We start from the raw sequence: 25,978 nt of genomic DNA, 5'->3' as shown, positions 1-25,978 counted from the left end.
ATCGGGAGGAAAATAGCCTCTCTTATTTGGGTATGACGTTTTGATGATTTAAAATTTAGAAGGAGCCAGGGAATACGCAATGATATCCCTGGGAAAAAAATGAAAAATACTATCGCTACTGTTCTCATTGTCATATGCTTTGCTGTTTATGGATATATTGAATCTACACGTTTTGGGAAACTTCTCACGTTTAACGAAGGTGAGCTGTACTATACGAAATCTGTCACAAAAAATGAGGCCGACACATTAGGGAAATATTGTGTTGCCAGTGGTTTTTTTGATGGACAGCGTAAAACGATTCAATTAGACAAGAAAGACAACACCTATTTATTTCGTATGGTGTGTTTAAAGGAATATAGAAATAAAGCGTCTTACAAAATTCTTTGTGGGTTGATGGCGACAGAAATATCTGAAGAGGTATTTGGCGGTCAACCTACTCAAGTTCATCTTTGCGATGATCGTTTGGAAACAGTTACAGTAATTGATTTTTGGCGGTCTTTAAAAGAGAAGAATACCATATTTTACACGAAAAATATTGATAGTGGTTTGGCATCTAAGTTAAACTCTTATTTGCTGAGTATTAACTTTGATAATGGCGTTTTTCAACTAGATAAAAAGGGAAACTCGTATCAACTACGCATCATTTATCAAAAAAAATTCATCAACAATGCTGAAATTTTACAAGCGTGGCAAGATATGGAAATACGCACCAACGTTTTTGATGGCGCCGCGGTTCAACTTATGCTGTGTGATGAGTATTTCGCACTCATGAAAACAATTGAGTTGGAAAAATAAATAGCGTTTTATTGTTGGAAGTATCGTATTTCTAATGATGTGCGGTGCCCTCCTGCCGGCGATTCGCTAGAGAAAAACGATATTGGTGTGCGATGCCCACAGGGCTGTCAGGGCAAGCCCATTGACTTAAGCGTAAGTATATAGTATAAAATAATTTAAAACAGTAAAAGAAGAGATTATAAAAAAAAGAGTAATAGATAAAAGTAAAGAACTATTAGAGTCAGAGCGTTTCAAAAAAATGCATCGTAAAAACGAAAAAGACTTTACAAGAGAAAGAAAACTACCTTTTTCAAGATTAATGGTATTCATGATACGTAAAAGCATAAAATCAATACAAAATAGGCTAAACGAATTCGTAAAAGACTTGCTTACAAATTTTACAACGGTAACCTCAGGAGCATATACAAAAGCAAGGAAAAAGCTGAATTATACAGCCTTTATAGAGTTAAATAAGCAAGCAGTAGTTGAAACATTGTATGAAGATGAAGACTACAGAAAATACAAAGGTTTTCGTCTATGTGCAATAGACGGATCAAAAGTAAGACTTCCAAATGAAAAAGAGATAGAAGAACATTTTGGCACAATAAGATATAAAAATAAAAACATAAGTGTAGAAGGATCACACGCATTTGCAACAGTGTCAGTACTTTATGATCTACTAAACGAAATCGCAATTGATAGCGAAATAGGACACTGTAAAAAAGATGAAGAGCTATTTGCTTACAAACACTTTCAACATGCAAATGAAAATGATCTCATTCTCTTCGACAGAGGTTATTGTTCATATACCCTGTTAGCACATTTATGTAAAAAAGGTATCAATTTTGTAGTTAGATGTCCTGTTAATTCTTTCTATCAAGCAAACAAAATGTTTAAGCAGAAAATTGAGAGCTGTATTACAACTATTGAACCTCCTGACGATAAAAAGAAATTAGTTAATGACCAGTCTCTACCATCGAAAATTTCTGTACGTTTTGTTCGTGTTATGCTTGATACAGGTGATGTTGAAGTCCTTGTTTCTTCCTTAGTGGATGAACAATTGTACCCCACTGATGATTTTAAAGAGCTTTATTGGTTTAGATGGGGTATAGAAACTTTCTTTGATCGCATTAAAAACCGTCTTGACCTTGAGAATTTCACTGGCAAAACTACTCTATCTGTTCAACAAGATTTCTATGCTACTATTTACATTAGTGGTCTTGAATCTATTCTTATTGAAGATGCTCAAGATATTCTTGATCAGAAAACTTCTAGCAATAAGTATCCTCAGCAGGTCAATAAATCCGTTTCTTTTAATACCATTAAAAACTACGCTCTTGATTTACTTTTTGAAAATGACTCTGATTTACTTTTTGAAAAACTTACTCAACTTTTTCTTTCTTCTCCTTTCTTCTCCTACTTGCATTCGAAAAGATCGCCCTCGACCCCGAGTTAAATCTCCTCGAAAACAAGTTAATTACTATAAAAGAAAACGAAAACCTACTTACTAGATTTTCTTAAGTCAATGGGCTTGGGCTGTCAGGGGTAGGTTCTGGCTAAATACATATATAGAAAAGAGATAGAAACTTTTTTACTAACGAATCCCAGGTTGTCATCCCTGGCTTGACCAGGGATCTAGGCGTTTACAAGTCGACTTTATATTGTGGATTCCTGCTTTCGCAGGAATGACACCCTGGGGAAACTTTAGGTTGAAATAATATCTACTTTTAGCCATAAGTACCTTGCATCATAAGCTTTACATAAAACCTACCCTTGTCAGCTCTCACAGGGGAGCCAAATACATCTTACATGTACAGAAAAGACGACACGTTGGTAAGCAATCTATACCATGTACAAGTGACCGAACTAACGTTACGTTTTTTCAACACTTTTTGGGCTACGTAAACTTTCATTTCAAAAATTACGATCCTTTTTTCTATTTTGGTGTTCTATATACTAAGGGATTTGGCAAAAAATAAGCAAATCTCATAGTAAATAGAAGAATACCTTCTGCAATAATACAAAGGATCACTCATGTTAAAAGAAATCAAAAAACAGCAATATGATCGCGCGATTGCCTATTTGGAATCGCAGTATGATCCCGTCACGCTGTTATACTCACAACACAAAAACCACCTCATGCAAGAGATCAAGTCTGTCGCTCCCGATGTAAATATTTTGGAGAGTTGGTTGGATTATATGCTGGATTGCTTTATCCATCGTTCTCCACATCTCAATAAAAAAGAGCGAACCGTAGAGGGGTGGCAAAAAATTTTTCCGCGATATCCCGTAGATCGCGAGGGTTTTGCGGTGTCTTTTGCGATAGAGGATAGTGACACATACTGCCGTATGTTAGACGATTATGGAGTGGTGGTTGTGCGTGTGTTTGACAAACAGGAATGCGAGCGTTCTATTGCCGCGATGTTTGAAGAGATCAACAACACTCCTGCGCCATATCGCAAGATGAACGTGAGCCCGGATAATCCGATTTCTTGGGAGAAATGCAATTGGCCATCGCGTTCCAAGTTTTTATTAAGTCGACCGGCTTTTCACTTTCAAGCGTTCAAAAATAGAACCAGTGAGACTGTTTATCGCGTTTTTTGCCACATCTGGAAAGAAGAACGTCTACGCGTCACCATTGACAATTGGGGAATTATGCGCGGTACAAAAGATTTGCTGATGAAAAATGGCGTGGAGGATCGACCGCAATGGCGTAAAAATGTCAAGCCACATTGGGATTACAATCCGTGGTTGTTCCATAGCGAAATGCAAAAAGGGCGTCAGCCGGGATATCAAGCGATCATTGCTTTTTCGGACCAAACATCGCAAACCGGTTGTCATCTGACGTTACCTGGCTGTACGCAATTTTTGGAGCTATGGTGTCGCGAAAATGAAATTCCCAAGGATCTGTTAACGAAACGTCGTAGCCATCGCCCTGTTGCTAATGATCCAGTGCGAGATTATATGCAGGAAATACCGATTCGTCAGGGAGATATGATCATTTGGTCGTGGGGACAATTGCATGGCAACACCATGAATTTTGCATCGCAAATGCGTCTGTTGCAATATATTCGTATGTTTCCGGCAAGTGAAGTCGACACAAGCTATGAGGAATATGATCGCTATGCTTGTCGCAGAATCTTGCGCCAATATCAGAGTGAATATGCGTTTGATTTTAGTCGGTTTTCTCTACAGGAAAAGCGTTTGTTGGGTGTGGAGGATTACTAAACTAAGGTAAACACTTGTTGCACTGAACGAGCGCACGATTGTAATTAAACGCGAGTTTCGAGATTTTTCGTGTTAGAAATGAGAATCAAACTGGACATCAGCTAGTTATTTTCTTATCCTTGTCCCTAATAGCATATAACTACAAACGAGTATTTCGTGGCTACTTTTATTCATCATAAGTATCAAATTCATCTTTCTTGTATAAAGCGTTGTTAGGATGACATATGAAGATCATAGCTGAAAGATATCAATTGTGTAAAGTTCTCGGTCAAGGCGGCATGGGGAGAGTATTTCTTGCGCAAGACATAAAAACAAAACAGTACGTCGCGATAAAAGAATGCACAATAAAGAACGAGCAATCTGCAAAAAGAGTGGAGCGCGAGTACTACTTTATGTTGAAAATTAATCATGAGAATATTGTCAGAGGTTTTGATCTTATAAAAAACGATAACCATTATTTTATAGTTATGGAGTATATCGAGGGAATTTCACTTCAAGATTTCATTCGCCGTTATCCGAAAAGTATCGACTTCAACAAACAATGGGACATTATAAAGCAGATATGCGAAGCGGTGATTGTTCTGCACGAAAATGACATTATTCATCGCGATTTGAAGCCTTCCAATATTATGCTGGTAGGTGACGAACTACAACCTAAATTACTAGATTTTGGCATAGCAAAATCCGAACAATTGACAAACATGACCAAAACAGGTGTTATGGTAGGATCTCCTGGCTACATGAGCCCCGAACAAATTGATGAAAATAAAAACTTGCGTAGCAATACAGATGTATTTTCACTAGGGGTTATATGCTACCAATTTTTAAGGTGGTTAGAACATTCCCCCTTTTACGGAGGTAATGTTATTTCAACGATGGATCGCACTTACAGCACAAATTTACCTTTGGTTTTCTCTGGTTCGCAATACAGTCATGAAGAGATACGTTTATCAGAAATCATAGACTTTGCTTTAAAAAAAGATCAAGACACACGATTACAAAAAGTAGAAGACTTTTTAGTATGGATGGCAAATCCGCAAGCGCAGATATACACCGAAATAAATATAGGAAACCAGCAAACGTTACCGAAAAAACACGTAGCCAAAAATTATGAAAGTCGTTTGCAAAAATACCGCTCTGAAAAACAAACGAAGAAAAAAAATATTCTCTTTGTGCCGCTTCTGTTACTATTGCTAACACCCGCTGTATACTTTTTGATCTCTGGTAAGGGTAAAGATAGCCATACAAATACAAACCATACGATGCACAAAAAACAAACAAACCGAGACACCATCGTACACGACCTCATTGTTTTGGCGAAAAAACGTGCGTATGCGAAAGCTTTACAACATTTTGAGTATATTTGTGATTCTGAAGAAAAATATACCACAAAAATGGAAAACCCGTTTTATAAACTCGTGATGCATCTATGCAACAAGGATTACGAAAAAGCTCTTTCTATGACAAAAAAAGTTTTACAAAAGGATTATCACGGGTTTGGTTTATATCTATGTATTCATACCTTTGCCCTCAACGGTGAGATTCTGCTGGGGACTTGGTACAGTAGCACTTTTGTAGAAAAATATAAAGATTTTTATGCCGTGCTGAAGAGCCCCGTAATCGATATGTCTTTATACCAAGAAGAAGCATATAACAAATGGAAAGAATGGAAAACCAGACAAGAAGAAAAGCAGTTGTGTCGGCAATATATGATTGCGCAAATTCTGCGAAAACAACCTTCGAGAATTAATTGGAATAGTGTACGTAAAAACATGACAAACAATGTTTACCTAGAAATATGTGAGGTGTTGTACTATTCACAAATGAACATAAGTTATAAAGAACGCTATCAACAACTGCAAAAAATAGCCAATAAAAATATTATGCGCAACAAGCACTTTCCATGGTATATGCTATTAATGATTAGTAAAAATACAGTGCTGCAACGACAAATATTAAAGCGGATGCCGCAGTATCACAATTTTTATCCTGTGGAAATTTTAACGTCTTCAAGTGTGGAAAATTCAGATGAGATCGTACGTCGATACACGAACGTTAAAAACTCTGAAATGATCAAAAGAGCTTTATATTGTTCGGTTGTCAACAAACGCCACTATGACAAAATAGACTCCTTAATTGAGTTTTTTCCTGCGTGGCCTGAGGGATATATACTAAAGAGTAATACTTCACCATCTTTAAAAACACTGAGTGGATTTGTTAGCATCAATTTGGGAAAGTTATCCGATCAATCGCAACAAATATATACGCGTTGTGTAGGAAAGTTAAGTCATAAAGAGGCCATTGTCTTTTATTGGAATTTACGACGTATTAAAACGGTTCATAAGCGGATGTCTGAAGTATTAAATAGCCGGCTGTCCGTTATTATGAGTCAGATAGATGAATTGATCTCCATCTTGGAAAATGTACAGCCTAAATTGAGAAAGCAACGAAGTCCTTATTTTTATATTGAAGAAAGTAAGTGGAGCAAAGCGGCTCGATTTATACGTCGAGAAGATTCGCAAAATCGTCTTTTTTATCAAGCCGTTTACGAAACCGAACGCTTATACAAATCGTTGCCAATGGATCAGGACTTGAAAAATTTGCAACGCGCAAAAGAATTGTTTGATAAAACACAAACAGCACAAAGTAAATGGCGAGATCATGGTTTGTTTTTAGTTGAGTACATAAATTTGATGATGGCATATCATATAAAAAATTATATGGTACAATTTAAGCGTCCGCAATACGAGATATTGGGCAACATATGGTTTGAGTATATTTATACACGTCTCATGAATGAAATGGCAACGCAGCAAAAAGATAATCAAAAATTTTACTTACAAAAAGAACGAGGATTGACACTCGCTTATATACAGAGAGCCAATCAGTTTAAAAAAACATTACAATTTGACAAGATGCGTCGCGATTTGAATATTGCCGCATTCTTATATCCGCTTTTCAGTTACAAGCATCCTATTGATAGACAGAACATCGAGCAATTTTTGAAAAACAGACAAAAGTGAAGCTAAAATTTATCCACCAGCAAACATGGCCCTTACTTCACGATTGCGTGCGGTTTCTCATGATTTGTTTTCTTTGCATTACTTACTCTTGCCGTTGTCATGCAATAAGTATTTGAGCATGAGATAGTTGTGGCCGCCAATTTGTTGTGTATACTCCGAAAAGCGGTATTTTCTCAGGGCTTCAAATTTGCGAATGGTGTTGTTGATAAAGAATTTACGCTTAAAAAATATTTCTTCGTAATGTGGCGTGTGGCAGTGACTGCACGTTTTTTCCGGCGACACTGTCGAGCGTTTTATCTCATCTTCGTGGCACCCTTTGCAGCTTATTTTTTTATAATGACGATCTGGGGGAAAAGTTTTGCCGCCCCATTTTCCAGCAACGATATTTGCATAATCGCTGTGGCAACTTTCACAGCTGATGGTGTTTTTTGAGAAAACGTTTTTTTGCTGGTGGCACTTATTGCAGGACACACCTTGGTGATCTTTGTTTAGGGGAAATCTGGTGGTATTGTGATTAAAATTTAAGTGCTTGCCGTGCCAACCTTTCTCGTTGTGACAACTACTGCAACTTTGTTTTATTCCGCGGTGAACGTCTTCGTGGCAGTCATTGCATCTCCGGTACTTCATTTTTGTGTACTGCACTCTTCCATACCTATTTTTTTTATGACACTCACCACAACTTAGATGCTTGTGCATTCCCTTTAGTGGAAATGATGTTTTTTGGTGGTTAAATTTTATAAACGGTACGTGCCAGCCATTTGCGTTTGGGTTATGACATTTTGTGCACGAGGCGGAAAATTGTCTACCATGAGGCGTTTTGTGGCAGTTATTGCATTTTCCAAAAGAAATTCCAATGTACGTAGGGGATTTTTTGTTTTTTTGTCGATGGCATTCTTCACATTTTACCTTCTTGTGCGCTCCGGAGAGAGAAAACAATGCTTGTTGGTGGTTGAACTCTTTTTGCTTTAGGGGACGCAGTTCGAAGTCATGTCCTTTGTGATCGTTGTGACAGGTGGTGCATTTGTCTTTAAATTGCCCATGATATCCTTTGCTTGTCTTGATGCGTTTTGATATTTTTTTGTGGCATTTTAAGCATTTTTGATTGGAAATAGTGCCGAGTAAATTATGACAAGCATAGCAATTTTTGCTTCTTCGCGCATGTCCAGCGAGAAGTTCGCCGGGCATCACAATTTCTTCGTTGATGTATTTCCAGTTGGCGAAATTCTTTTCCACGGATCTGTGGAAGAGTAACGGATAAATGGAATTGATGCCATAAATAAGGAGCGCAATAATAACAACTAATTTCCACCAGCCGTGTGACGAAATCAGCGATTCCTTTATGGACAATTTGTGATTGCGTTCGATGTAATTGGCAGGTACTTTTCCGGTGATCATTCCCGAAAGTGCTGGGTAATTCACCAAGCATAAGAGCAAATGCCCTGAAAGGGCAATGACGGAGAGAATGAACAGAGAAATGTGTAGATACCAAGCCCCAAGAATTCCTTTGTAAAACCACATCGTCAAACCCGTTGTGATAAAGGCAACGTAGTAAAACAAGCTTAGTAAGAGATGAATTTTTTGTCCGGGGTTAAATTTTCCCGATTGTGCATTCTTCAACCACACGCTTTTTTTTAGTAGCCACAAAAAATCATGTTTTTTCCAGTTGACGGACTGCAATAGATTCGTTAAATGAATGCGCCAATCGCCGGCTAATGCTATTAGTACGGGAAGTGCGATAAAAGCCATCGCGGTGTATTTATGAAAGGCGATGAGTTGATGCTTGGCAAACCACGTTAACGAAAAAACTTTTTGCGTTAGCATCAAACCACCGCTAATGGCGAGTGGTAAAAAAGTCAATGCAAAGATCCAGTGGTATGATATTTCGGTTAGTGTAAATCGTTTGTATTTTTTCATTTGGTTTACCTTTTTTCTTTGCATGTTTTTCCTTATGCGATGCCCTCCCGCCGGCTAGGCGCCGGCTGCCCTCCCACAGGGCAACGTCATTTAGTTAAGATAAATGTAGTATTTTCAATATTTAGAGAAGCAAAGTAATGATATATCCCTTGCAAATGCTACATTTATAGTTTGTAATACATAAATAAACGCAAGATAGGATCAAAATATGAGGTCAACATGAAAAACTTACTAGTAGTATCAACAATGAAAAGTGTAAGATCAGAACTAAGTAAAAAAGAAATAGTAGAACGATACAAAACTAAAAAAAACACTTTACACGTTGCCGGAAAATAACATTTGCAGGATTAGCAACAATGATACTGCTAGGAGCTAAAATGAGCCTCAGCAACAAAATAAGAACATTTTTCAAGAAAATCAAAGCGCTTGATAAAATAATTAGTCCAGGAGGACTACACCAAGCAAGGAACAAGCTAGATCCGAAGCTATATAAGCATCTCCAAAATACAATATTAAAAACTTTTTATGAAGAAGCGAAAGATGAAAATAAAAAATGGAAAAATAATCAGATCTATGCTGTAGATGTAAGTACAATCAATTTACCAAAATCAGAGGAAACTTTAGCATTTTTTAGTGTCCAAAGTAATCAAAGCCCAACTGAGAGAGTCCAAGGCTATGGAAGTTTTTTATATGATGTTTTAAACGAACTTCCTATTAACCAAGAACTTGAAGCAAAACAATCTGAGATAAAGTTTGTCTTTGATTCTCACTGCCAGTAATGCGTTAGTAGCTTTACATAAATCTTTAAGTGTTCCTTGCGTTATAAGATGTTCAACTTCCAGTTCTTTCTCAATTGTTAGCGAATTTCTAAAAAGTGACTCTTTCGACTCTGTTTACAAACTAGTCATTCCTAAAGAAAAACGACTTGAGTGGAAAAAATATAATTTACCATCATCTGTAAATGTTAGGTTAATAAAAGTTATTCTTCCGACAGGAGAGGTTGAAGTTCTTCTTACTACTTTACTTGATCAAGAACTTTATCCTCTTGATGACTTTGCTTGGCTATACCACCAACGTTGGAAAATAGAAACCTATTTTGATCGTCTCAAAAATCAGTTAGATGTTGAGCGTTTTTCTTCTGGTTTTTTATTACATATTGAACAAGACTTTTATGCTCGTGTTTTTATGAGTGCTCTTGAATCCATCGTTATTAAAAGTGAACAACAAATTCTTGACCAAGAATGCGATAAAAAAAATACTAAATATCGATATCGTATCAATAAGTCTATTTCGTATGCCGAACTTCACGATGAAGTTATTGCTCTTCTTTATGATGAAAGTATTCCTATTGAAGAAGCATATGCTGAAATAAGAGTTCTCTTTCGTTTGTCTCCTTCTCCAATAAGGCCTGATAACAATGCGCCTCGTGTTAAGAAGTCTGCTAGCTATCAGCTTTGGCATCAGAAATATAGGAAAAAAACAGGACACTGAAAGTGCCTGTTTATCAAGGCTACATCTCTATATCTTAGATCTAGCCTTGATAAATACTCGTTTTTTCTTAACTAAATGACGTTGCCCTGTGGGGGAGTAATCGGCGAAGCCGATTGTGGGGGCATCGCATACCAGCATCCATCTCATACCAGCATCCATCGCATACCAGCATCCATCAATACCTCAATTTTTATTCACACAATTTTGTTGCGATGTCAATCTCGGAATGTAGAGTTCTGTGTACAGGGCATTTGTCTGCGATTTTCAAACAGCGTTGGCGCTCTTCCTCTTGCAAATCACCGATGAGTTCAATTTCGCGATAGATGCGGTCTACTTTTCCCTCTTTGGTTTCGCAGTGTTCACAATCACTCGCATGAATCTTTTTATGGGCCAGTTTTACCCGCACTTTTTCTAATGGCCATTTTTTACGATCAACATACATACGAATGGTCATCGCAGTACATGTCCCCAGGGCGCTGAGTAGGTAGTCGTAAGGTGTTGGTCCGGTATTGCCTCCGCCAACGGCAATGGGTTCATCCGCCCCCATACTGTGTTTTCCCACTTTGACTTCACAACGAAAACCGGAATCGTTACTGACCACGACTCTGGGGTCTGCATCTTCTTTACTGTCTTGCATCGAAGCATCTAAATAACGCGAAGCCCAACTCGCAATGGTATCGCCCACATACATTGCGTCTTTACTTTGTGAAACAAGATGGTCCACTGCGTCTAGAGAAACAAAACTTTTTGGATGTAAGGCCGCTTGAAATATTTGTGTGGCGTTACTAATGTCCACGATCTCGTCAGACGGTGAGTGGAAAATGAGCAAGGCCTTTTGCAAATTGCGTATGGTATCTTTCATTTTGTGTTGGTCTAGGTCATCGAGAAATTGTTTTTTTATGCGAAATTTGCGACCGGCAAGCATGACTTGTGCTTCTCCGTCACGGTTGATTTCTTCCTCCTTGTTTTGCAGCAGTCTTTTCACATACGATGGTTCGTAGGGTGCACCAATGGTGGCTATCGCTTTTACAGAACTTATTTGTGCCGCGGCTTGCAATACCGCTGCGCCACCTAGGGAGTGGCCGATCAGTAACTGTGGTGCTTGTAAATTTTTTTCCATAAATTTGCTGGCTTCGATCAAATCGTCGACATTGGAGGAAAAATTGGTGTCGGAAAAATCACCTTCACTTTGTCCCAAGCCGGTGAAGTCAAATCGCAGTGTCGCGATACCGCGTTGTTTGAGAGCTTCTGTTATATTGTGTACGGCATTGAGATTTTTCGAGCACGTGAAGCAATGGGCAAACAACGCGTACGCCGTTGGATTTTCTGGGGCGTCGAGAGTGGCGGAAAGTGTCTCGTCGTCGCAGTTTTGAAAAGAATACTTTTGATTCATCGCTTTATCTTTCTGTTGTGCAGGTAGTTGTGTAAGTCGTCCAATTTACAAAAAGAGTTGATGGAAATTCTAACCGGTCTCCACTAGTGTGTCAACTCTCTTCACCGGAGGGTTGACAAACACAATAGTTACTCAGTGAATAAATCGATGACTAAATCACCATATTACCGATGACAAAACCAAACATAACCGCAAAAACAATGGTCACGAAGCCTGGTATCATGAAAGGATGATCGAACACATATTTTCCTATTCTGGTGGAACCTGTTTCATCCATTTCCACCGCCGCGAGTAGAGTCGGGTATGTTGGGAGAACAAAAAGAGCACTTACTGCTGCAAAAGCGGCAATCGCTGCCACAGGAGAGACACCGAGAGAAATAGCGGTTGGCATCAACGCTTTTGTTGTTGCGGCCTGGGAATAAAGCAACATACTGGCAAAGAACAACACCACTGCAAGAAGCCACGAATAGGAACGCAGAAGTTCGCCGCTAAAGTTTTTGATTTCATCAATATGATTGGAGACAAATGTATCACCTAGCCACGCGACTCCTAGAACACAAATACACGCGCTCATTCCCTATTTGAAAGTCGACATCGACGAAATTTCTGCAAGGTCTACTTTACAGATGAGTGAAATGAGTGCTGCGGCGAGTAGCATAATGGCGACAATGGCGTCGTTTCTGGATATGGTAGGGTTTTCGATAATCGCTATCTTTTTTGAAATGAAAGTTGCGTACGTCACAACACAGAGAATGGCGGTTAGAAATATCGCTACGGAAATTTTAGATTCTTTTGTGGGAGAGTAGTCGGTTTCGCCTTTTATTTTTATTAAGCCTTCTTTGAGTTTGTTCTGATATACCGTATCTTTTTCTAACGGCTGTCCTAAAAAATTTGCCGCGATTGCTCCCACTACGCAGGCGAGTGCTGTAGATGGTATGGCAATCGCTAGGAGAGTAATATAGGAAACTCCCAAAGGTTCTAGTAATCCGGCAAAGATCACTACCGCTGCGGAAATGGGAGAGGCGGTGATGGCAATTTGCGAAGCAACAACCGCGATACTCAGAGGACGGGAGGGACGTATGCCTTGTTCCTTTGACACTTCGGCAATTACGGGCAGTGTGGAATAAGCGGTATGTCCCGTACCGGCAAGTAGAGTCATGGTGTACGTTACCATTGGTGCCATAAAAGTGATGTGTTGTGGATTTGAGCGCAAAGCTTTTTCCGAGAGGTGGACAAGGTAGTCCATTCCTCCGGCTTTTTGCATGGCAGCAATCGCCGCAATAACTGCCATGATAATCATAATCACATCTACGGGAACAGAGCCTGCCTTCAAACCCAAAAACATGGTAAGGACAATAACGCCGGCCCCTCCCGCATAGCCAATTCCTATGTTTCCCATTTTGGAACCAAGAAATATGAAAAATAAAACTATTGAGAACTCAAGCCAAAGCATCACGATCTCCTAAAAGTGCCTAAAGAGAAATGGAAACAACCTGCTGGCTGTTTTGCCGTGCCGATTGCATTTAGACACTCTGCGGAGCTTTGTTTTACTTACGGTGAATCGCATCATCCGCGTTGTAACACACAATACTTTTTTGTGGATATGAAAACATTCTTAACACAGTTAAGTTTTTTGAAGATATGAAAAAAGTATCTTGTGGTGGTGCATCGTGAGTTTTTTATTCCTTGCCAAGTAGTTTTAGTGACCATTTCTGTCCGTCGGTGTGGTTTGGTCGGTCATGACACACTGGCCCACCGTCGACGTCGTTCCCGGCAAAGATTCCCAGACTATTTCCGCTATTTTTACAATACAAACGGAAGTAACCTTTTTCATCTGGCACAGGAACGATTAGCCATTTTTGACTGTTCATTTTATTGGGCCTTTCTTGAGAAACAGGACCACCGTTTATTTTGTTTCCACGAAATGGATCTAAGCGCAAACCACTCACTTTAGACTTTAGATGAAAATAACCAGGCTCTCCTTCTACGGGTGAAATTAGCCACTGCTGTGCGGCTCTTTTTGTCGGTTTTGCCTGACAAATTGGTCCTCCAGGTGTTTTGTTACTATAAAAAACATCGAGGGCTTTGCCGGTCTTTTTGGAGATCACTTGATAGCAACCTTTGGCAACCTCTATTTGTTCCACTAGTTGTAAACGCCATTTTTGGCTTTCGCCTTCATTTGCTTTCGCTTGCGCCACGGGGCCACCGTTGACATCGTTGCCGTGGAAAGGATCTAGATGCAGGCCACTTGATTTCGACTTTATATAAAAGTGACCGGGTTCATCTGCGATGGCGACGAGTAACCACTTTTGTGTATCGCGAGAGCTTAGGTGTGCTTGGCAAACAGGACCACCGTGAATTTTGTTGTCGTAAAGAACATCGAGAGCATGGCCACTGCTTTTTGCCATGAAACGAAAGTGGCCGGGTTCGTCTACAATAGGAACCACCAACCATTTTTGCGTATCGCGTCCCGAGAATTTGGTTTGGCAAACAGGACCGCCATCTACTTTGTTGTTGTAAAAAACATCTAAAACATGACCTGTTCCTTTGTTGGTTACGGTATAATAGCCTAAATCGACTTGTGGTATTTGATCGGCCAATAACAATGTTGTTGTTGTCAGTAATAAAATAAGTTTTTTCACTCTGAAGCCTCCTTTAAAAATTTTCGTTGTGTACGCCTTAACAGACGGAAGTAAAAAAAGAATGGTTTAGTGGAAATTTTAAAATTTATTTATACTTGTGTTGGGGACTTACGTTTATGAGTAAGGACATTATCATTTGTTGGGATTTTGATGAAACGTTGGGGTATTTTCGTCCCATGGAGTTTCTTTATTTGAAGCAACCTGTTCCTCAGGAAATGCCAAAGCCTTTTTTAAAACCAGGTATTGCAGAAGGCTTACAATCTCTCGCGCATTTTACAAATATTGTCACCACCGCGGCGATCGGAGAATACGCGCGTTTTGCTTTAAAAGAATTTGGATTGCTCGATTACTTTTCGGATGTGATTGGCCGCGAAGATGGAATATATACGGCTTGTGGCAAGGACTATTCGATTGTTGCTGAACGCTTTGACTTTAATGAAAACGATGTGGCGCAGAGGTTAATTATTGTGGGTAATGATAGTCGCGTAGATCCTGACTGTTACTTCCGTGGGGTGGTGATGATATATGACAAGGATATGGTCGAGTATCCGGCGGAGATTATCGTGGAAACTATCCAGGCATTGGTAGAAAAGGGAGACAACAATCCCGAAGCGGGTTTCAAACGTTTTATTGCCGAAGCGCAGCAAGGCACTCCTTGGGAACATGGTGTGGTTTCGTTGGAAAAAATTCGTTTCTCCATCGATTATTTTGGCAACTTTATTCGCGAAACGGTACATCCCATGATTATTTCACCGCGATTTATTGATTCAAAATAAAAATACGTGGCATACTCCATTAAAAAAATTCGCAATTCGCGGTTTTGCGCTGTAGAATTTAATTTCGAAATGCGTCATCCAACCATATCTTTTTTATCTTTAGAAGAGTGTTATGAAAGTTGTTTTAGCTGAAAAACCCTCGGTGGCCAGAGATCTCGCGCAGTATCTTGGTGCGCGTACAAGGCGTGATGGTTACTTGGAGGGAAATGGGTATTGTGTTACTTGGGCTTTTGGGCATTTGGTCACCTTGAAAGAGCCGAAAGACTATGATGCAAATTTGAAGCGTTGGTCTTTGGCGACTTTGCCATTTATTCCAAAACAATTTGGGTTGAATGTGATTGCCAAGAGCCACACACGTAAGCAATTCCGTATTGTTTGTCAATTATTTCGCGCTGCGGAGGAGTTGATTTGTGCTACGGATGCCGGACGCGAAGGGGAGCTGATTTTCCGTTATATTCAAACGATGAGTGGGTGTGGTGCTAAACCATTTTTTCGTTTATGGTTAAGTTCTTTGACCAACGAAGCGATCGCTGCGGGATTTAAAAAATTGCGACCGGGGTGTGACTTTGACAATTTGTATATGGCAGCTCGTTGCCGTAGTGAGGCGGATTGGGTGGTGGGAATTAATGCCACGCGTTACTATACGCTATCTTTTGGGCAAGGAATCTTGTGGAGCATTGGTCGTGTACAAACGCCGGTACTTGCGATGATTGTCAAGCGTGAGGAGGAGATCGAGAACTTTGTATCGAAACCGTTTTGGGAGCTGCATACCAAATACCGCAACGTGAGTTTTAAGTTTTCGGGCAAGCGATTTGAGAAGTACGAAGACGCGCAGCACATGTTGCAAAAATGTAAAGATGCGGATTTTTCTGTGGAGAAAATCGAAAAGAAAAAAGAAAAAGAGAATCCACCACTTCTTTATGATTTAACGTCTTTACAGCGCGAAATGAACAAACAAAAATCTCTTTCGGCGGACAACACTCTAAAGATATTGCAAAACCTCTACGAGAAAAAGTTGATCACCTACCCGCGGACAGATTCACGTCATCTCAGTAGCGACATGAAACCTGGAATCCCCAATGTTTTACGCAAATTATCGCAAGTGGCTGGCCAAAAGCTATCTCGTTTGGACTTACAGAAATTACCTTTTTCCAAACGTATCATCAACAATGCCAAAGTTAGCGACCACCACGCCATTATCCCCACAGGAAAAATAGCGCATTTGTCGGGGATTGAGGCCTTTGTTTTTGAGGAGATTGTCAATCGCTTTATCGCGGTTTTTTATCCCGCTTGTATAAAGGATGCCACATATGTGGAAGGGGTAAGCAATCAAGTTCCTTTTAAGGTAAAAGGTGTTACGATTGTGGAGCCTGGCTGGACAGTTTTGTATCCGAAAAAGCCTTCGAAAAACAAAGACAAAAAAGAGGAGGTGGTCTTACCCGAATTTCAGTTGCATGAAAAAGGCCCGCATCAGCCATACACCGAAGAGAAAAAAACACAACCGCCAAAATCTTACACAGAAAATACACTACTCGCGGCGATGGAAAATGCGGGGAAAGTGGTGGAAGATCAGCAGTTGAAAGATGCCCTCAAGGAACGTGGTTTAGGTACTCCGGCGACACGGGCATCTATTATCGAAACTTTACTGCAACGAGGTTATATTGTACGCGAAAAGAAAGCCGTACGTGCAACGAATAATGGTCGTTATCTGGTTTCTATTGTCCATAACAATCATTTAAAATCCGCTGAATTTACCGGTGAGTGGGAGTATCAGCTCAAGGAAGTCGAGCGTGGTAATCTTTCCAGTGAAGCATTTATGGGTAAAATTGCTTCTTTTGTTGCGGAATTATTCCAAACGCGTGACCTATACGTAAACAACTCTGTATGGGGAAGTTGTCCTTTGTGTAAGCATCCGGTGATTAGAGGAAAAAAAGGTTACGGTTGTTCGCAGTGGAAGGCGGGCTGCAAATTTGTTTTGTGGCCACAAGTGAACGGACATCTTCTCACCCCACAACAAGTTCGCGAATTATTGCAATTTGGAAAATTAGGCAGGCTTCTTTCATTGCAAAAAGAAGGCAACACAAATCACTACTTTGTGCAATTGACCGCTTTGGGCCATATCAAAGCGTGGTTGATTACCCACAAAAAATCAAAGTTCCAGAAGTTCTCTAAGGCAAAAGCCAAAACGTCTTCTTCTACACAGACGAGTAAACCGAAACCGAATACGCAAAGTGGTAAAAGCTTAGGAAGTTGCCCGCTGTGTGAGAGTGCGGTTATGAAAAATAAAAATGGTTATCAATGTTCGCAAACACCTTGTCGCTTTTTGATTCCCTTTGAGATTGCGGGAAAAAAAATTCAAAGTCGCACGGTCAGTACGTTGTTAAAGAACGGCAAAACTTCCAAGCTGTCGGGATTTCAAAACAACGGCAATGAGTTTAGCGGCCGTCTACATTTAGAAGACGGTAGCGTAGTTGTCAAATAAATCGCGCAATGGTTTTTCGCGATATTTATTTACGATATCACTTGTTTGCGATACAATATTCCTTCTTGAAGTAACTAAAATTATACTCTTGTGGATGGGATGAACAAAATGCGCACCTACTTGTTTGTTATTGCTGTGCTCACAGTTCTGTGTAGCTCTTCTGTATATTGCCAAAATTTAAAGTCGACTCAGATACAAATTCGCACACTGCTAAATGACCCCGCGATTGCTTCGGCCCATGTCGGAGTACACATCGAAAATTTGGAAACAGGGGAAATTGTCTACAGCCAAAATCCGTACAAGCTATTTCTTCCGGCGAGCAATTTAAAGGTTGTCACCACCGCGTGTGCGTTGTCACTGCTCGGACCTGATTATCAATATGAGACAAAATTGTATACCGACGGAAAAATTGACAACGGCATTTTACAGGGAAACCTCTACATTCGCGGCTGTGGTGATCCGACAATCAATGAGCATCATTATGAAGAGAAGTCACACGTTTTTCGTTCTTGGGCAAACACACTTAAGCAAATGGGAATTCGCAAAGTTCAAGGTCAAGTAATCGGAGATGTGACCGTTTTTGGCAATGCAGAAATCGGCTATGGTTGGGAAAAAGACGATCTTATTTATTACTACGGCGCAAAAACAAGTTCGTTGACGTTCAATGACAACTGCATCGATTTGGTGATTTCTCCTGCGTCAGAAGTAGGGAAATTGGCAATCGTTACGCAAAAACCACTGCCCGACTACTTAAAAACTCATAATCATGTCACTACCTCAGTCAAAGATTCTTCTCGTTCTTTAAAATACATGAGAGATTCTGCCTTTGCTGGATTGAAGGTGAGTGGACAAATGCCGGTAGGAGCAGACGCTAAGATTTTTTCCACCGCGGTTCCCAATCCCGCAGATTTTTTTCTAGCGAATGTGTTGCAAACGTTTAATAAACAAGGTATTCACTGTGAGAAGTATACCATTTCGCAAGCGGTCGACTATACAAATAAGAAGCCACTCTTTACACATAAGTCTCCGCCGTTAAGAGACATCATCAAAATCATCAACAAGCAGAGTAATAATTTATATGCCGAAACCGTGTGGAAAACGATGGGTTTGGAAATAGGTGGATCGCGTAACAACGTGGTAGAGGTCGAAAAAAAGTTTTTAGAAAAGCTCGGTATTGCCGCGGAAGATATTTTTATTGTGGATGGATCTGGTCTATCGCGTCACAACATGATTGCTCCACAGCAAATGATCCAAATTCTCAAATATATGCACCGCAGCCCTCATGCGCAAGTCTTTCGCGACTCTTTGGCAATCGGCGGCAAAGACGGGACTCTTAGAAATAGATGGCGAAATAACGAGGCGGCGGGTTCTATTTTTGGCAAAAGCGGTTATCTAACCCGTGTCATTACCCTTTGTGGATATGTTTATAGTAAAGCGGGCGGTAAGTATGCTTTTTCAATTATGGTGAATAACTACAAAACAAGGAATGTCGCTATTCGCAATATACAGGACCAAATAACTACAATTCTGTATCATAGTAATTGAGATTCAAGAGTATAAGTATGCTAGTATTTGGTGCCCCCACAATCGGCTTCGCTCTCCCACTGGGCTGTCATGGGTAGGTTTTTTATAAAACATTTACCAAAAGGTACTTGTGTCTAAAAACAGATATTGTTTCAAACTAAATTTTCCAGAGGTGTCATTCCCGCGGAAGCGCATACCTGTCAAGTTAAGATGTAAAATATTTCTAAATAAAGACTTACAAAACCGTGTCATTCCTGGCTTGACCAGGAATCCACAAAACAAAGTTAAATTGTATGCGCCTGGATCCCTGATCAAGTCAGGGATGACACTGGTAAGGTAGTTTTTTAGTTTTAGAGAAAAAATGTAATTCTTTTATTTGTAGTACTTTATGTCTTAGCTTGACAGCCATGCGCGGAAGCGGGAAACCAGCAATATAGATTCGACTTGAAAGCGCCTGGGTCCCTGGTCAAGCCAGGGATGACAACCTAGAGATTTGTAGTTTAAGAGTTTTTATCTCTTTTCTTTGTATGCACTTAACAAAAAACCTACCTTATCAGCCGCCAGTGAGGGAGTTGACGTGTCAAAAAGTGTTGAAAAAACGCAACTTTGGTTCGAAAGAACCTGAAAAGGATTATCGATGACAAGAATATTTCTCTTAACTTTTATGTTGGTGTTGTATGCTCAAGCACGACAAGATTCATTGCAGACGATTGGAACCGATTATTTTACGCTACAAGTTTCGTCGAAGTGGAAAATACAGAAAACTGCTATCGGTGTCGTGGCTATTTCCAGTAAGGGAAGGATAAAAATAGCCGCTGTTCCTGGTATTGATTTTTCAGATGTAAACTCGCTTGCTTTTTTGATGTTGGTGAATGAAAACGCTCGTGAAGATATGGATATGCTCGCTTTGGATAAAAAAACACAATTTGCCGGTCTCAAAGCGAGAGAAATAATTCTTGGAAATTCTAAAAATCAAAGATTACAATTGATTGGCTTCAAAAAAGACGGAGTAATGTTTATCGTCGTTATTCATGGTTCTCTGGTTTTTGTAGAAAAATCTAAAAACGTAACCCGAACATTCCGATTTAAAAAATTTTCTCAGCATACCTCAAAAAGCCTAAAGATGAGTAAAAAACTGCAAAAAATAAACCATCCACTTTTTTCACTAAATATTCCAGATTCATGGAAATATGAAGATTCTTCCAAATATGAAGATTCCTCGAATATGTTGTCCGCATATAGTGAAGTTGCTATCAGAGGGCAAAGGGCAACGGTGATCATCATAACGCATAAAACAAGAGAGGTACAAGGTCAATACCTCCTTCCGCTATTTCTTTATCAAGAAATTACCAAAGATAAGACGATGAAAGTGGTAAAAGGAAAAGACATTTACTTGGAAAATTCGCGGGCGTGGCTAAGAATCAAGAAATTTGAAGGCGGTCAAAATCTGAGACAGAAGATCTGGACAGTTTTTTGTTACGATAGATCTGTACATTATACGCTCATTATCAAAGCACCGATTGCCATTTGGAGCAAAAACCCTACATTTGCCATGTCGATGGTTAAAAGTTTCCGCCCCAAATAATCGCGGGGGAGTGTACTCTATTTTTTGGGTGCAACAATCATAGTAAACTGCATTTTCTCAAAACACAGTTTACTATTTTTGAAATCTGACCTAACAACTCAAACGCAAATTTTAGTGATCGTCAAAGAAATCTCCACCGTCATCGTCTTTGTTTTTATTTGCGTCGTCGCTAAAAAAGTCATCACCTGAAACTTCTCCGTTGTCCACACCGCTACCAAAAGCATCCCATTCGCATAAGCCTAAGCGATAGAGTGTCAATGTTGCGTTCATGCGCTGCGCTTGTTCGTATGTGAAAACATTTTGTACGTTGTCGTCACAGTAGTCCATGTAGTTTTCGAACATATCCTCTGAGCCGCAACTGTGGGGGCGTTGACGTGGATGACCTCTGTTTGGTCGACCGGCTAACGGAGTATCGCTTACTCCATCGTCTTTGTCACAACCGCCGTCTCCCCAAATGTGTCGTAAACCTAACCAATGTCCCACTTCATGTGTGGCGGTTCGTCCTAGATCAAAAGGTTTTTTTGCACTTCCGCCGCGTCCAAAAAAGCGTGTTCCAATGACAACACCGTCTGTCGTATTGGTTTTTTCTTGCCCTAGAGAGCGCGATCCGTTGGGAAATTGTGCGTATCCGAGTAGACCGCCACGTACGCGGCACACCCAAATGTTGAGAAAACGCGTGGTGTCCCATGCATCTTTACCACCTAGCTCGGAGAATTTCATTTGTTCTAGTTGAAATACACTTACTTTTGTGCGTGTACGTGTGATTCCTGTTGTTTTACGCCAGTGAGCATCTACTTTCGCCAAGCGAAATTCAATCATTGTATCTGTGGCGAGTGGATGCCTGGTGTACCCTTTGGTGCCACGTTTTTTGCGGTAATCCTCGTTTAAAACTTGGATTTGAGAATGGACTTGTCTATCGGAAATGTTATCGCGTTTGTCTTTCCAGATTATGTGGACCACCACAGGTATGACACGCACTTTTCTAGGGATAGCATTTTCTTGTCTTTTGAAAACATACTTTTTTAACTTAGTTTCTGTATCCCTTATCTCTTCGTAAACCTGCGGGTTATCTTTGCTTAACAGTTTTAGGTACGGTATGTAGCCGCATTCTCGTTGGGCATAACATATTGTTGTTAGGTAACATAACGTCAAAACAATACAACTTCGCCAATTCGACATAATATAGGCTCCTTAAATCATTCATATACTCTTTACTTGAAGACACTTCAAAATCTTTTTATACATTTACTGTGCAAAATTCGCGCCGACTAAAAAAGGTAAAGCGCATAGGTATTTATTTTAAAACAGTAGGCTTTACAACCGGTTGTCCATTTTTGTCAAAAAAGGGAGAGGGGCGATGCATACCTTTTATTTTCCAAATAAACATTTTGAGAAAAATTTTTGCAAGAAGACCAAGGGGAAAACTCGAAGGTTTTTTCTCGCCGGGAATTGGTTTTATTGCAAATTTGGAATGCACGTTTCCACGACGTGGTCCAAGATTTTGATCTCGTACACTATCATCGTCCATGATATTGTGAATAGTACCAATGAATGCCATCCCTGCGGATATCGTATTTCCAATGGGAGTTTTACAACATTCCGTGTACCAACGAAATAGTCCTTTTTCCTTTAAACGCACGCAACGAAGTTGTTCAGAACCTTGTGTAAATTTGATTTGCGAAGGCGTTATTTGAAAGATATCGGTTCCTCCGTACTCATCGAGAATATCTGATCTACCGAGATATTGGGCAAATTTTTGGCAATCGTCACAATAACATGTCAGTCGCACACCGGATTTGGCGGATACATTAGAGGCCATTCCTTGTACGCTACCGCAACTACACCTCAACGGGACATCAACCATATGTTTACTCCTAAAAACTATTTACGGCTCTTACATATTATGAAGTCGGTCTATATTATAATAGGAAATATAAAAAATATGTAGTTGAAGTTCTGTTATAATTGCTTATATTTGTATAAATTCTATAACCCGAGCCCGCTTCCGATCCCGAGCCCGCTCCCGAAAATTTTTCCAAAAAAATTACGATAATCATTTCGACGATGCATCAAAGTTTACAGTGTAAATGATTCAACAGGTGTTTCGGGCTGGGAAGTGTTGGCGGGCTCGGGCTGGGGAGTGGGCTCGGGCTCGGGAGTGGGCTCGGGCTGGGGAGCGGGCTCGGAAGTGGTCATTATTTTTTTTTACAAAGGAAGACAAAAATGTATCGGATATGGTTTTTCATTATTCTTTTTGCAAGTGTCCTATTCGCTAACGACAAAATACATTGTCATGTGACAAAGCATTCTGACCAAAACTCTATTCGTTCGCAAGGAAATGGCGACTCTGTGGCAAATGCTTTTGAAGCGATACAAATTTTTATGTCTGTTCAGACGCAGCACCCCGTTGCCGATTGTCGCATTGAAGTGATGGTTCCACAAAACGTGTTTGTTATTTCCAAAAGTTTTGCAAAGCACTGCCTGTTGTCCGCGAATCAAACCCTGTGGTTTACCATATTGTGTAATGAGAACTTTGCGCTTCCTCAAGTTGAAGTACAAATACAGTTCTTTGAAAAAAATGTTGCGGTAGGTAAAGCGGTATACTCTATACCATTTGCACAAAAAATTGACTGGCAGCAGAGATATCAAAGGATCACAAAAACACCCATCGAAAATATTTATCAAAATTTATCGCGTTTACAGCAACTCATTTATGAGCTACAGCAAATTCTGATGGCCGCTTCGCGGCAAGGTGACATTGCGTTGCAATATGCGGTAAAAAAAGAGCTTGATTTGTTGGTGCTGATCGAAACGGTGCAAAAAAAATGTAAAGTGGTTGCGCAACAGTTGCAAAAAGTAAAAAACAACCATTGGCGTCACGAAACCAATACACCGATATTACAATCAGCAAAGAGCACTTTAGTGTTTCTACAAAAAAAAGACCTCAGTGAGATTCCCGATGAATTGCGACAAAAAGTATCGCAACTCGAAATTAGACAAAGAGAACTCGCAGAAAGAATTGCCCAAAAAAAATCGCAAAGGTATTTGAGTACCATACAAGAACAGCAAAGGTGGGCGAAAGGTATTCGCATCTATAGCTGGACAAGAGTGCATACATCGAGAAAGCACTTGCAAAAAAAAATCGAGATAAGCGAAAAGGCGTACCAAAGTATCCTGTCGGAAACAATACGTCACCAAGCGCGGAAAATGATCGAGGAAATGTACGAAAAAGACAAAGAATTAGTACAAAAGCAACTTGATCAATACCAAAAATGGGCGTTAAACACTATTTTAAAAGCTTTCCAAGGGTACTCGGGAGAGTGGGCTATTTCGGAGAAAGACGCCAAGAAAATTTTAAAATATTCGGATATCAAAAAAATAGATTTTCGTTATCTTTCCCCGGCAACAGCGCGCGCGGTAAATAACGTACTGCAAAAGTTGTTTGCCACAATGGGAACCAAAAGCGCGTTTATGATCGAGAAAACCATGAGTGAAACGCCAAAGACTACTCCGGATAAGTTTTAGTTGAACTTCGTAATAGAAAAAACGACTTTGGTATGCGATGCCCCCACATCGCACACTAGCAAATACCAACACTTCTATGGATAGAGGCCATCATGAAATCCATTCGCGGAAAAGCACTCTCCGAAATTGAGGACAACATCGAATACTATGGGTGTACATTTCATTTTCAGAATAATCCCCTATGGTTAGATAAAGTCAAAATCACCAACTGCCTCTTTGATAATTGTAGCTTTCGCGATGGGGGGATTGCCATTTCTCATGCCGCAAATTGCCGTTTTACTCATTGTAGTTTTACAGATCTTGTTATCGATAAACAACAAGATAGCGTTTGGCAAAATTGTCATGCGCATCACATTCGTTTGGAAAACATCACAGACCCACTCTCCTTTTTGCAAGATATACAGGTATCGTGGCTGTCTTTGAGTAATTGCTATTTAAAAAAAATCCCTACTTTTCAGGTAAAGGGTGTGGAAACTTTGTCTATTTTGAGGTGTCGCATTGACGATGTGACAAATATTTCCTCCTATCGTAATCTCAAAAAACTTTGCTTACGCAACAGCCAAATCAAAAATTTTGTGACAAAAGATAAGTGCGAAGTCACTTTTTTAGACCTAGCGCACAACCAATTGTCTACGTTTCCCCAAATGGAGTACTTTCCGAATCTTCGAGAACTTAACCTTAGTGATAATAGAATAGAAAATCTTTCTACTGTAAAAACAAATAGTTGCCTAGAGGTTTTAAACCTAACAAAAAATAAATTACGCGAATTACCCGCGGAGATAAAGTACTTTCCTCATCTCAGAGAGCTAAATCTCTATAAAAACCAAATAGAGAGCTTCAACGAACTCACCGCGAATAGTTCATTGGAGTCTTTAAATCTATCTCGAAACAAATTGCGTGAGTTGCCAATGGAAATACAGCACTTTCCACAACTAAAAACCTTAAGACTCAATTGCAATTATCCATTGCAAAAATTAGCTCCGCAGATAAGTCGTTTACACGATTTAGAGCAGTTAGAATTAACAGACACAAAATTGGCCCATCTTCCTGGTGAAATGAGTAAACTCGAAAATTTACGATCTCTTGATTTGTGTGGGTCATGTGTCGAAAATCTTGCGACCATTTGCCAAATAACAAATTTAGAGAACTTATATTTGGGAAATTCGCAAATCCGCAATATTGAAGGTATTTCCCAGCTACAACAACTCAAATTAATCGATCTAATCTTTAGTCATTTTTCAGAATTTCCCAAGGAAATATGTGCGTTAAAAAATTTAGAGTACTTGTATATAACTTCGGGTCATATAAGCGAAATTCCGCGTGAAATTTGCCAATTATCCAAATTGAAGCATTTAGAAATCTCCGATCACCAACTAAAATCGTTACCAGCGGAAATGCATGAAATGGCAAATTTAGAGTATGTAGATTTGGAAGGCAACGATGTGAAATCTTTGGAAGAAGATATTCGACGACTCGGTTGTTCGGTGAAAACATATACCGAACCAGATATTCCTTTGCGTTATTTAAATGATGATACAGATGTGGATAGCGATGTCTTTTTCATTGTGGACGACGATTCTCCTCAAGAGATATTAGATGTGGATGATCTAGAGGAGTAATT

General features: G+C 39.8%; 17 protein-coding genes and 1 pseudogene. 12 read left to right on the top strand and 6 right to left on the bottom strand.

Annotation, left to right across the window (positions count from 1 at the left end; translation table 11 throughout):
• Positions 1 to 99: 99 nt before the first annotated feature.
• From UABAM_RS24400 to UABAM_RS24385, 4 genes are all read left to right on the top strand, one after another.
• Positions 100 to 795: a hypothetical protein gene (locus UABAM_RS24400; RefSeq protein WP_151970609.1), complete on the top strand. Its 696-nt coding sequence runs from the start codon at positions 100 to 102 to the stop codon at positions 793 to 795.
• Between the two features lie 175 nt (positions 796 to 970).
• Entirely contained in the window at positions 971 to 2,230 is a 1,260-nt protein-coding gene (locus tag UABAM_RS24395; RefSeq protein WP_315854381.1) for an IS4 family transposase, read from the top strand.
• Between the two features lie 578 nt (positions 2,231 to 2,808).
• A complete protein-coding gene (locus UABAM_RS24390) occupies positions 2,809 to 4,002 on the top strand; it encodes a hypothetical protein (protein ID WP_151970607.1) in 1,194 nt (397 codons plus the stop codon).
• A gap of 224 nt (positions 4,003 to 4,226) precedes the next feature.
• A complete protein-coding gene (locus tag UABAM_RS24385) occupies positions 4,227 to 7,025 on the top strand; it encodes a serine/threonine-protein kinase (RefSeq protein WP_151970606.1) in 2,799 nt (932 codons plus the stop codon).
• A 78-nt stretch (positions 7,026 to 7,103) separates the two neighbouring features.
• Here UABAM_RS24385 and UABAM_RS24380 read toward each other — a convergent pair whose 3' ends face one another.
• Positions 7,104 to 8,939: a cytochrome b/b6 domain-containing protein gene (locus UABAM_RS24380; protein ID WP_173013552.1), complete on the bottom strand. Its 1,836-nt coding sequence runs from the start codon at positions 8,937 to 8,939 to the stop codon at positions 7,104 to 7,106.
• A gap of 356 nt (positions 8,940 to 9,295) precedes the next feature.
• Here UABAM_RS24380 and UABAM_RS24375 point away from each other — a divergent pair, with 356 nt between their 5' ends.
• A complete protein-coding gene (locus tag UABAM_RS24375) occupies positions 9,296 to 9,718 on the top strand; it encodes a hypothetical protein (RefSeq protein ID WP_151970604.1) in 423 nt (140 codons plus the stop codon).
• Complete coding sequence (locus UABAM_RS24370; RefSeq protein WP_151970603.1) at positions 9,693 to 10,430, top strand: transposase; 738 nt, start codon at positions 9,693 to 9,695, stop codon at positions 10,428 to 10,430. The genes UABAM_RS24375 and UABAM_RS24370 overlap by 26 nt, the downstream gene beginning before the upstream one ends.
• 190 nt (positions 10,431 to 10,620) lie before the next feature.
• On the opposite strand, the gene UABAM_RS24365 is transcribed toward UABAM_RS24370, so the two are convergent.
• The 3 genes and pseudogenes from UABAM_RS24365 to UABAM_RS24355 form a co-directional block, all read right to left on the bottom strand.
• The gene (locus UABAM_RS24365; protein WP_151970602.1) at positions 10,621 to 11,823 is read right to left on the bottom strand and encodes a bifunctional alpha/beta hydrolase/OsmC family protein; all 1,203 of its coding nucleotides are present in this window, start codon (positions 11,821 to 11,823) and stop codon (positions 10,621 to 10,623) included.
• 151 nt (positions 11,824 to 11,974) lie between these two features.
• Positions 11,975 to 13,276 (bottom strand): annotated as a pseudogene (locus UABAM_RS24360) (anaerobic C4-dicarboxylate transporter).
• Between the two features lie 226 nt (positions 13,277 to 13,502).
• Positions 13,503 to 14,465, bottom strand: a complete 963-nt coding sequence (locus UABAM_RS24355; RefSeq protein ID WP_173013550.1) for an RICIN domain-containing protein — start codon at positions 14,463 to 14,465, stop codon at positions 13,503 to 13,505.
• Between the two features lie 116 nt (positions 14,466 to 14,581).
• On the opposite strand from UABAM_RS24355, the gene UABAM_RS24350 reads away from it, so the two are divergent.
• From UABAM_RS24350 to UABAM_RS24335, 4 genes are all read left to right on the top strand, one after another.
• On the top strand, positions 14,582 to 15,241 hold the full coding sequence (locus UABAM_RS24350) for an HAD family hydrolase (RefSeq protein WP_151970600.1): 660 nt from the start codon (positions 14,582 to 14,584) through the stop codon (positions 15,239 to 15,241).
• Between the two features lie 112 nt (positions 15,242 to 15,353).
• Entirely contained in the window at positions 15,354 to 17,723 is a 2,370-nt protein-coding gene (locus tag UABAM_RS24345) for a DNA topoisomerase 3 (RefSeq protein ID WP_151970599.1), read from the top strand.
• A gap of 108 nt (positions 17,724 to 17,831) precedes the next feature.
• Positions 17,832 to 19,268, top strand: a complete 1,437-nt coding sequence (dacB, locus tag UABAM_RS24340; protein ID WP_173013549.1) for a D-alanyl-D-alanine carboxypeptidase/D-alanyl-D-alanine endopeptidase — start codon at positions 17,832 to 17,834, stop codon at positions 19,266 to 19,268.
• Between the two features lie 616 nt (positions 19,269 to 19,884).
• Positions 19,885 to 20,832, top strand: a complete 948-nt coding sequence (locus UABAM_RS24335; RefSeq protein ID WP_151970597.1) for a hypothetical protein — start codon at positions 19,885 to 19,887, stop codon at positions 20,830 to 20,832.
• Positions 20,833 to 20,943: 111 nt separating this feature from the next.
• Here the strand turns inward: UABAM_RS24335 and UABAM_RS24330 are convergent, their stop codons facing one another.
• A complete protein-coding gene (locus tag UABAM_RS24330; RefSeq protein ID WP_151970596.1) occupies positions 20,944 to 22,011 on the bottom strand; it encodes a zinc metalloprotease in 1,068 nt (355 codons plus the stop codon).
• 115 nt (positions 22,012 to 22,126) lie between these two features.
• Positions 22,127 to 22,696 carry a DUF6151 family protein gene (locus UABAM_RS24325; protein ID WP_151970595.1) on the bottom strand — a complete coding sequence of 190 codons (570 nt, stop codon included), beginning with the start codon at positions 22,694 to 22,696 and terminating at the stop codon, positions 22,127 to 22,129.
• Positions 22,697 to 23,055: 359 nt separating this feature from the next.
• Here UABAM_RS24325 and UABAM_RS24320 point away from each other — a divergent pair, with 359 nt between their 5' ends.
• The gene (locus UABAM_RS24320) at positions 23,056 to 24,357 is read left to right on the top strand and encodes a hypothetical protein (RefSeq protein WP_151970594.1); all 1,302 of its coding nucleotides are present in this window, start codon (positions 23,056 to 23,058) and stop codon (positions 24,355 to 24,357) included.
• Between the two features lie 92 nt (positions 24,358 to 24,449).
• Positions 24,450 to 25,976, top strand: a complete 1,527-nt coding sequence (locus UABAM_RS24315) for a leucine-rich repeat domain-containing protein (protein ID WP_151970593.1) — start codon at positions 24,450 to 24,452, stop codon at positions 25,974 to 25,976.
• Positions 25,977 to 25,978: the final 2 nt, after the last annotated feature.

The sequence above is a fragment of the Candidatus Uabimicrobium amorphum genome (genome assembly GCF_009002475.1).
Taxonomy (GTDB): domain Bacteria; phylum Planctomycetota; class Uabimicrobiia; order Uabimicrobiales; family Uabimicrobiaceae; genus Uabimicrobium; species Uabimicrobium amorphum.
This window is presented reverse-complemented; position numbering and strand designations above follow the sequence as displayed.

Coding starts and splice junctions, on each gene's coding strand:
- UABAM_RS24400 (WP_151970609.1), top strand. CDS start 100: ATGAAAAATACTATCGCTACTGTTCTCATTGTCATATGCTTTGCTGTT.
- UABAM_RS24390 (WP_151970607.1), top strand. CDS start 2,809: ATGTTAAAAGAAATCAAAAAACAGCAATATGATCGCGCGATTGCCTAT.
- UABAM_RS24385 (WP_151970606.1), top strand. CDS start 4,227: ATGAAGATCATAGCTGAAAGATATCAATTGTGTAAAGTTCTCGGTCAA.
- UABAM_RS24380 (WP_173013552.1), bottom strand. CDS start 8,939: ATGAAAAAATACAAACGATTTACACTAACCGAAATATCATACCACTGG.
- UABAM_RS24375 (WP_151970604.1), top strand. CDS start 9,296: ATGATACTGCTAGGAGCTAAAATGAGCCTCAGCAACAAAATAAGAACA.
- UABAM_RS24365 (WP_151970602.1), bottom strand. CDS start 11,823: ATGAATCAAAAGTATTCTTTTCAAAACTGCGACGACGAGACACTTTCC.
- UABAM_RS24350 (WP_151970600.1), top strand. CDS start 14,582: ATGAGTAAGGACATTATCATTTGTTGGGATTTTGATGAAACGTTGGGG.
- UABAM_RS24345 (WP_151970599.1), top strand. CDS start 15,354: ATGAAAGTTGTTTTAGCTGAAAAACCCTCGGTGGCCAGAGATCTCGCG.
- dacB (WP_173013549.1), top strand. CDS start 17,832: ATGCGCACCTACTTGTTTGTTATTGCTGTGCTCACAGTTCTGTGTAGC.
- UABAM_RS24335 (WP_151970597.1), top strand. CDS start 19,885: ATGACAAGAATATTTCTCTTAACTTTTATGTTGGTGTTGTATGCTCAA.
- UABAM_RS24330 (WP_151970596.1), bottom strand. CDS start 22,011: ATGTCGAATTGGCGAAGTTGTATTGTTTTGACGTTATGTTACCTAACA.
- UABAM_RS24325 (WP_151970595.1), bottom strand. CDS start 22,696: ATGGTTGATGTCCCGTTGAGGTGTAGTTGCGGTAGCGTACAAGGAATG.
- UABAM_RS24320 (WP_151970594.1), top strand. CDS start 23,056: ATGTATCGGATATGGTTTTTCATTATTCTTTTTGCAAGTGTCCTATTC.
- UABAM_RS24315 (WP_151970593.1), top strand. CDS start 24,450: ATGAAATCCATTCGCGGAAAAGCACTCTCCGAAATTGAGGACAACATC.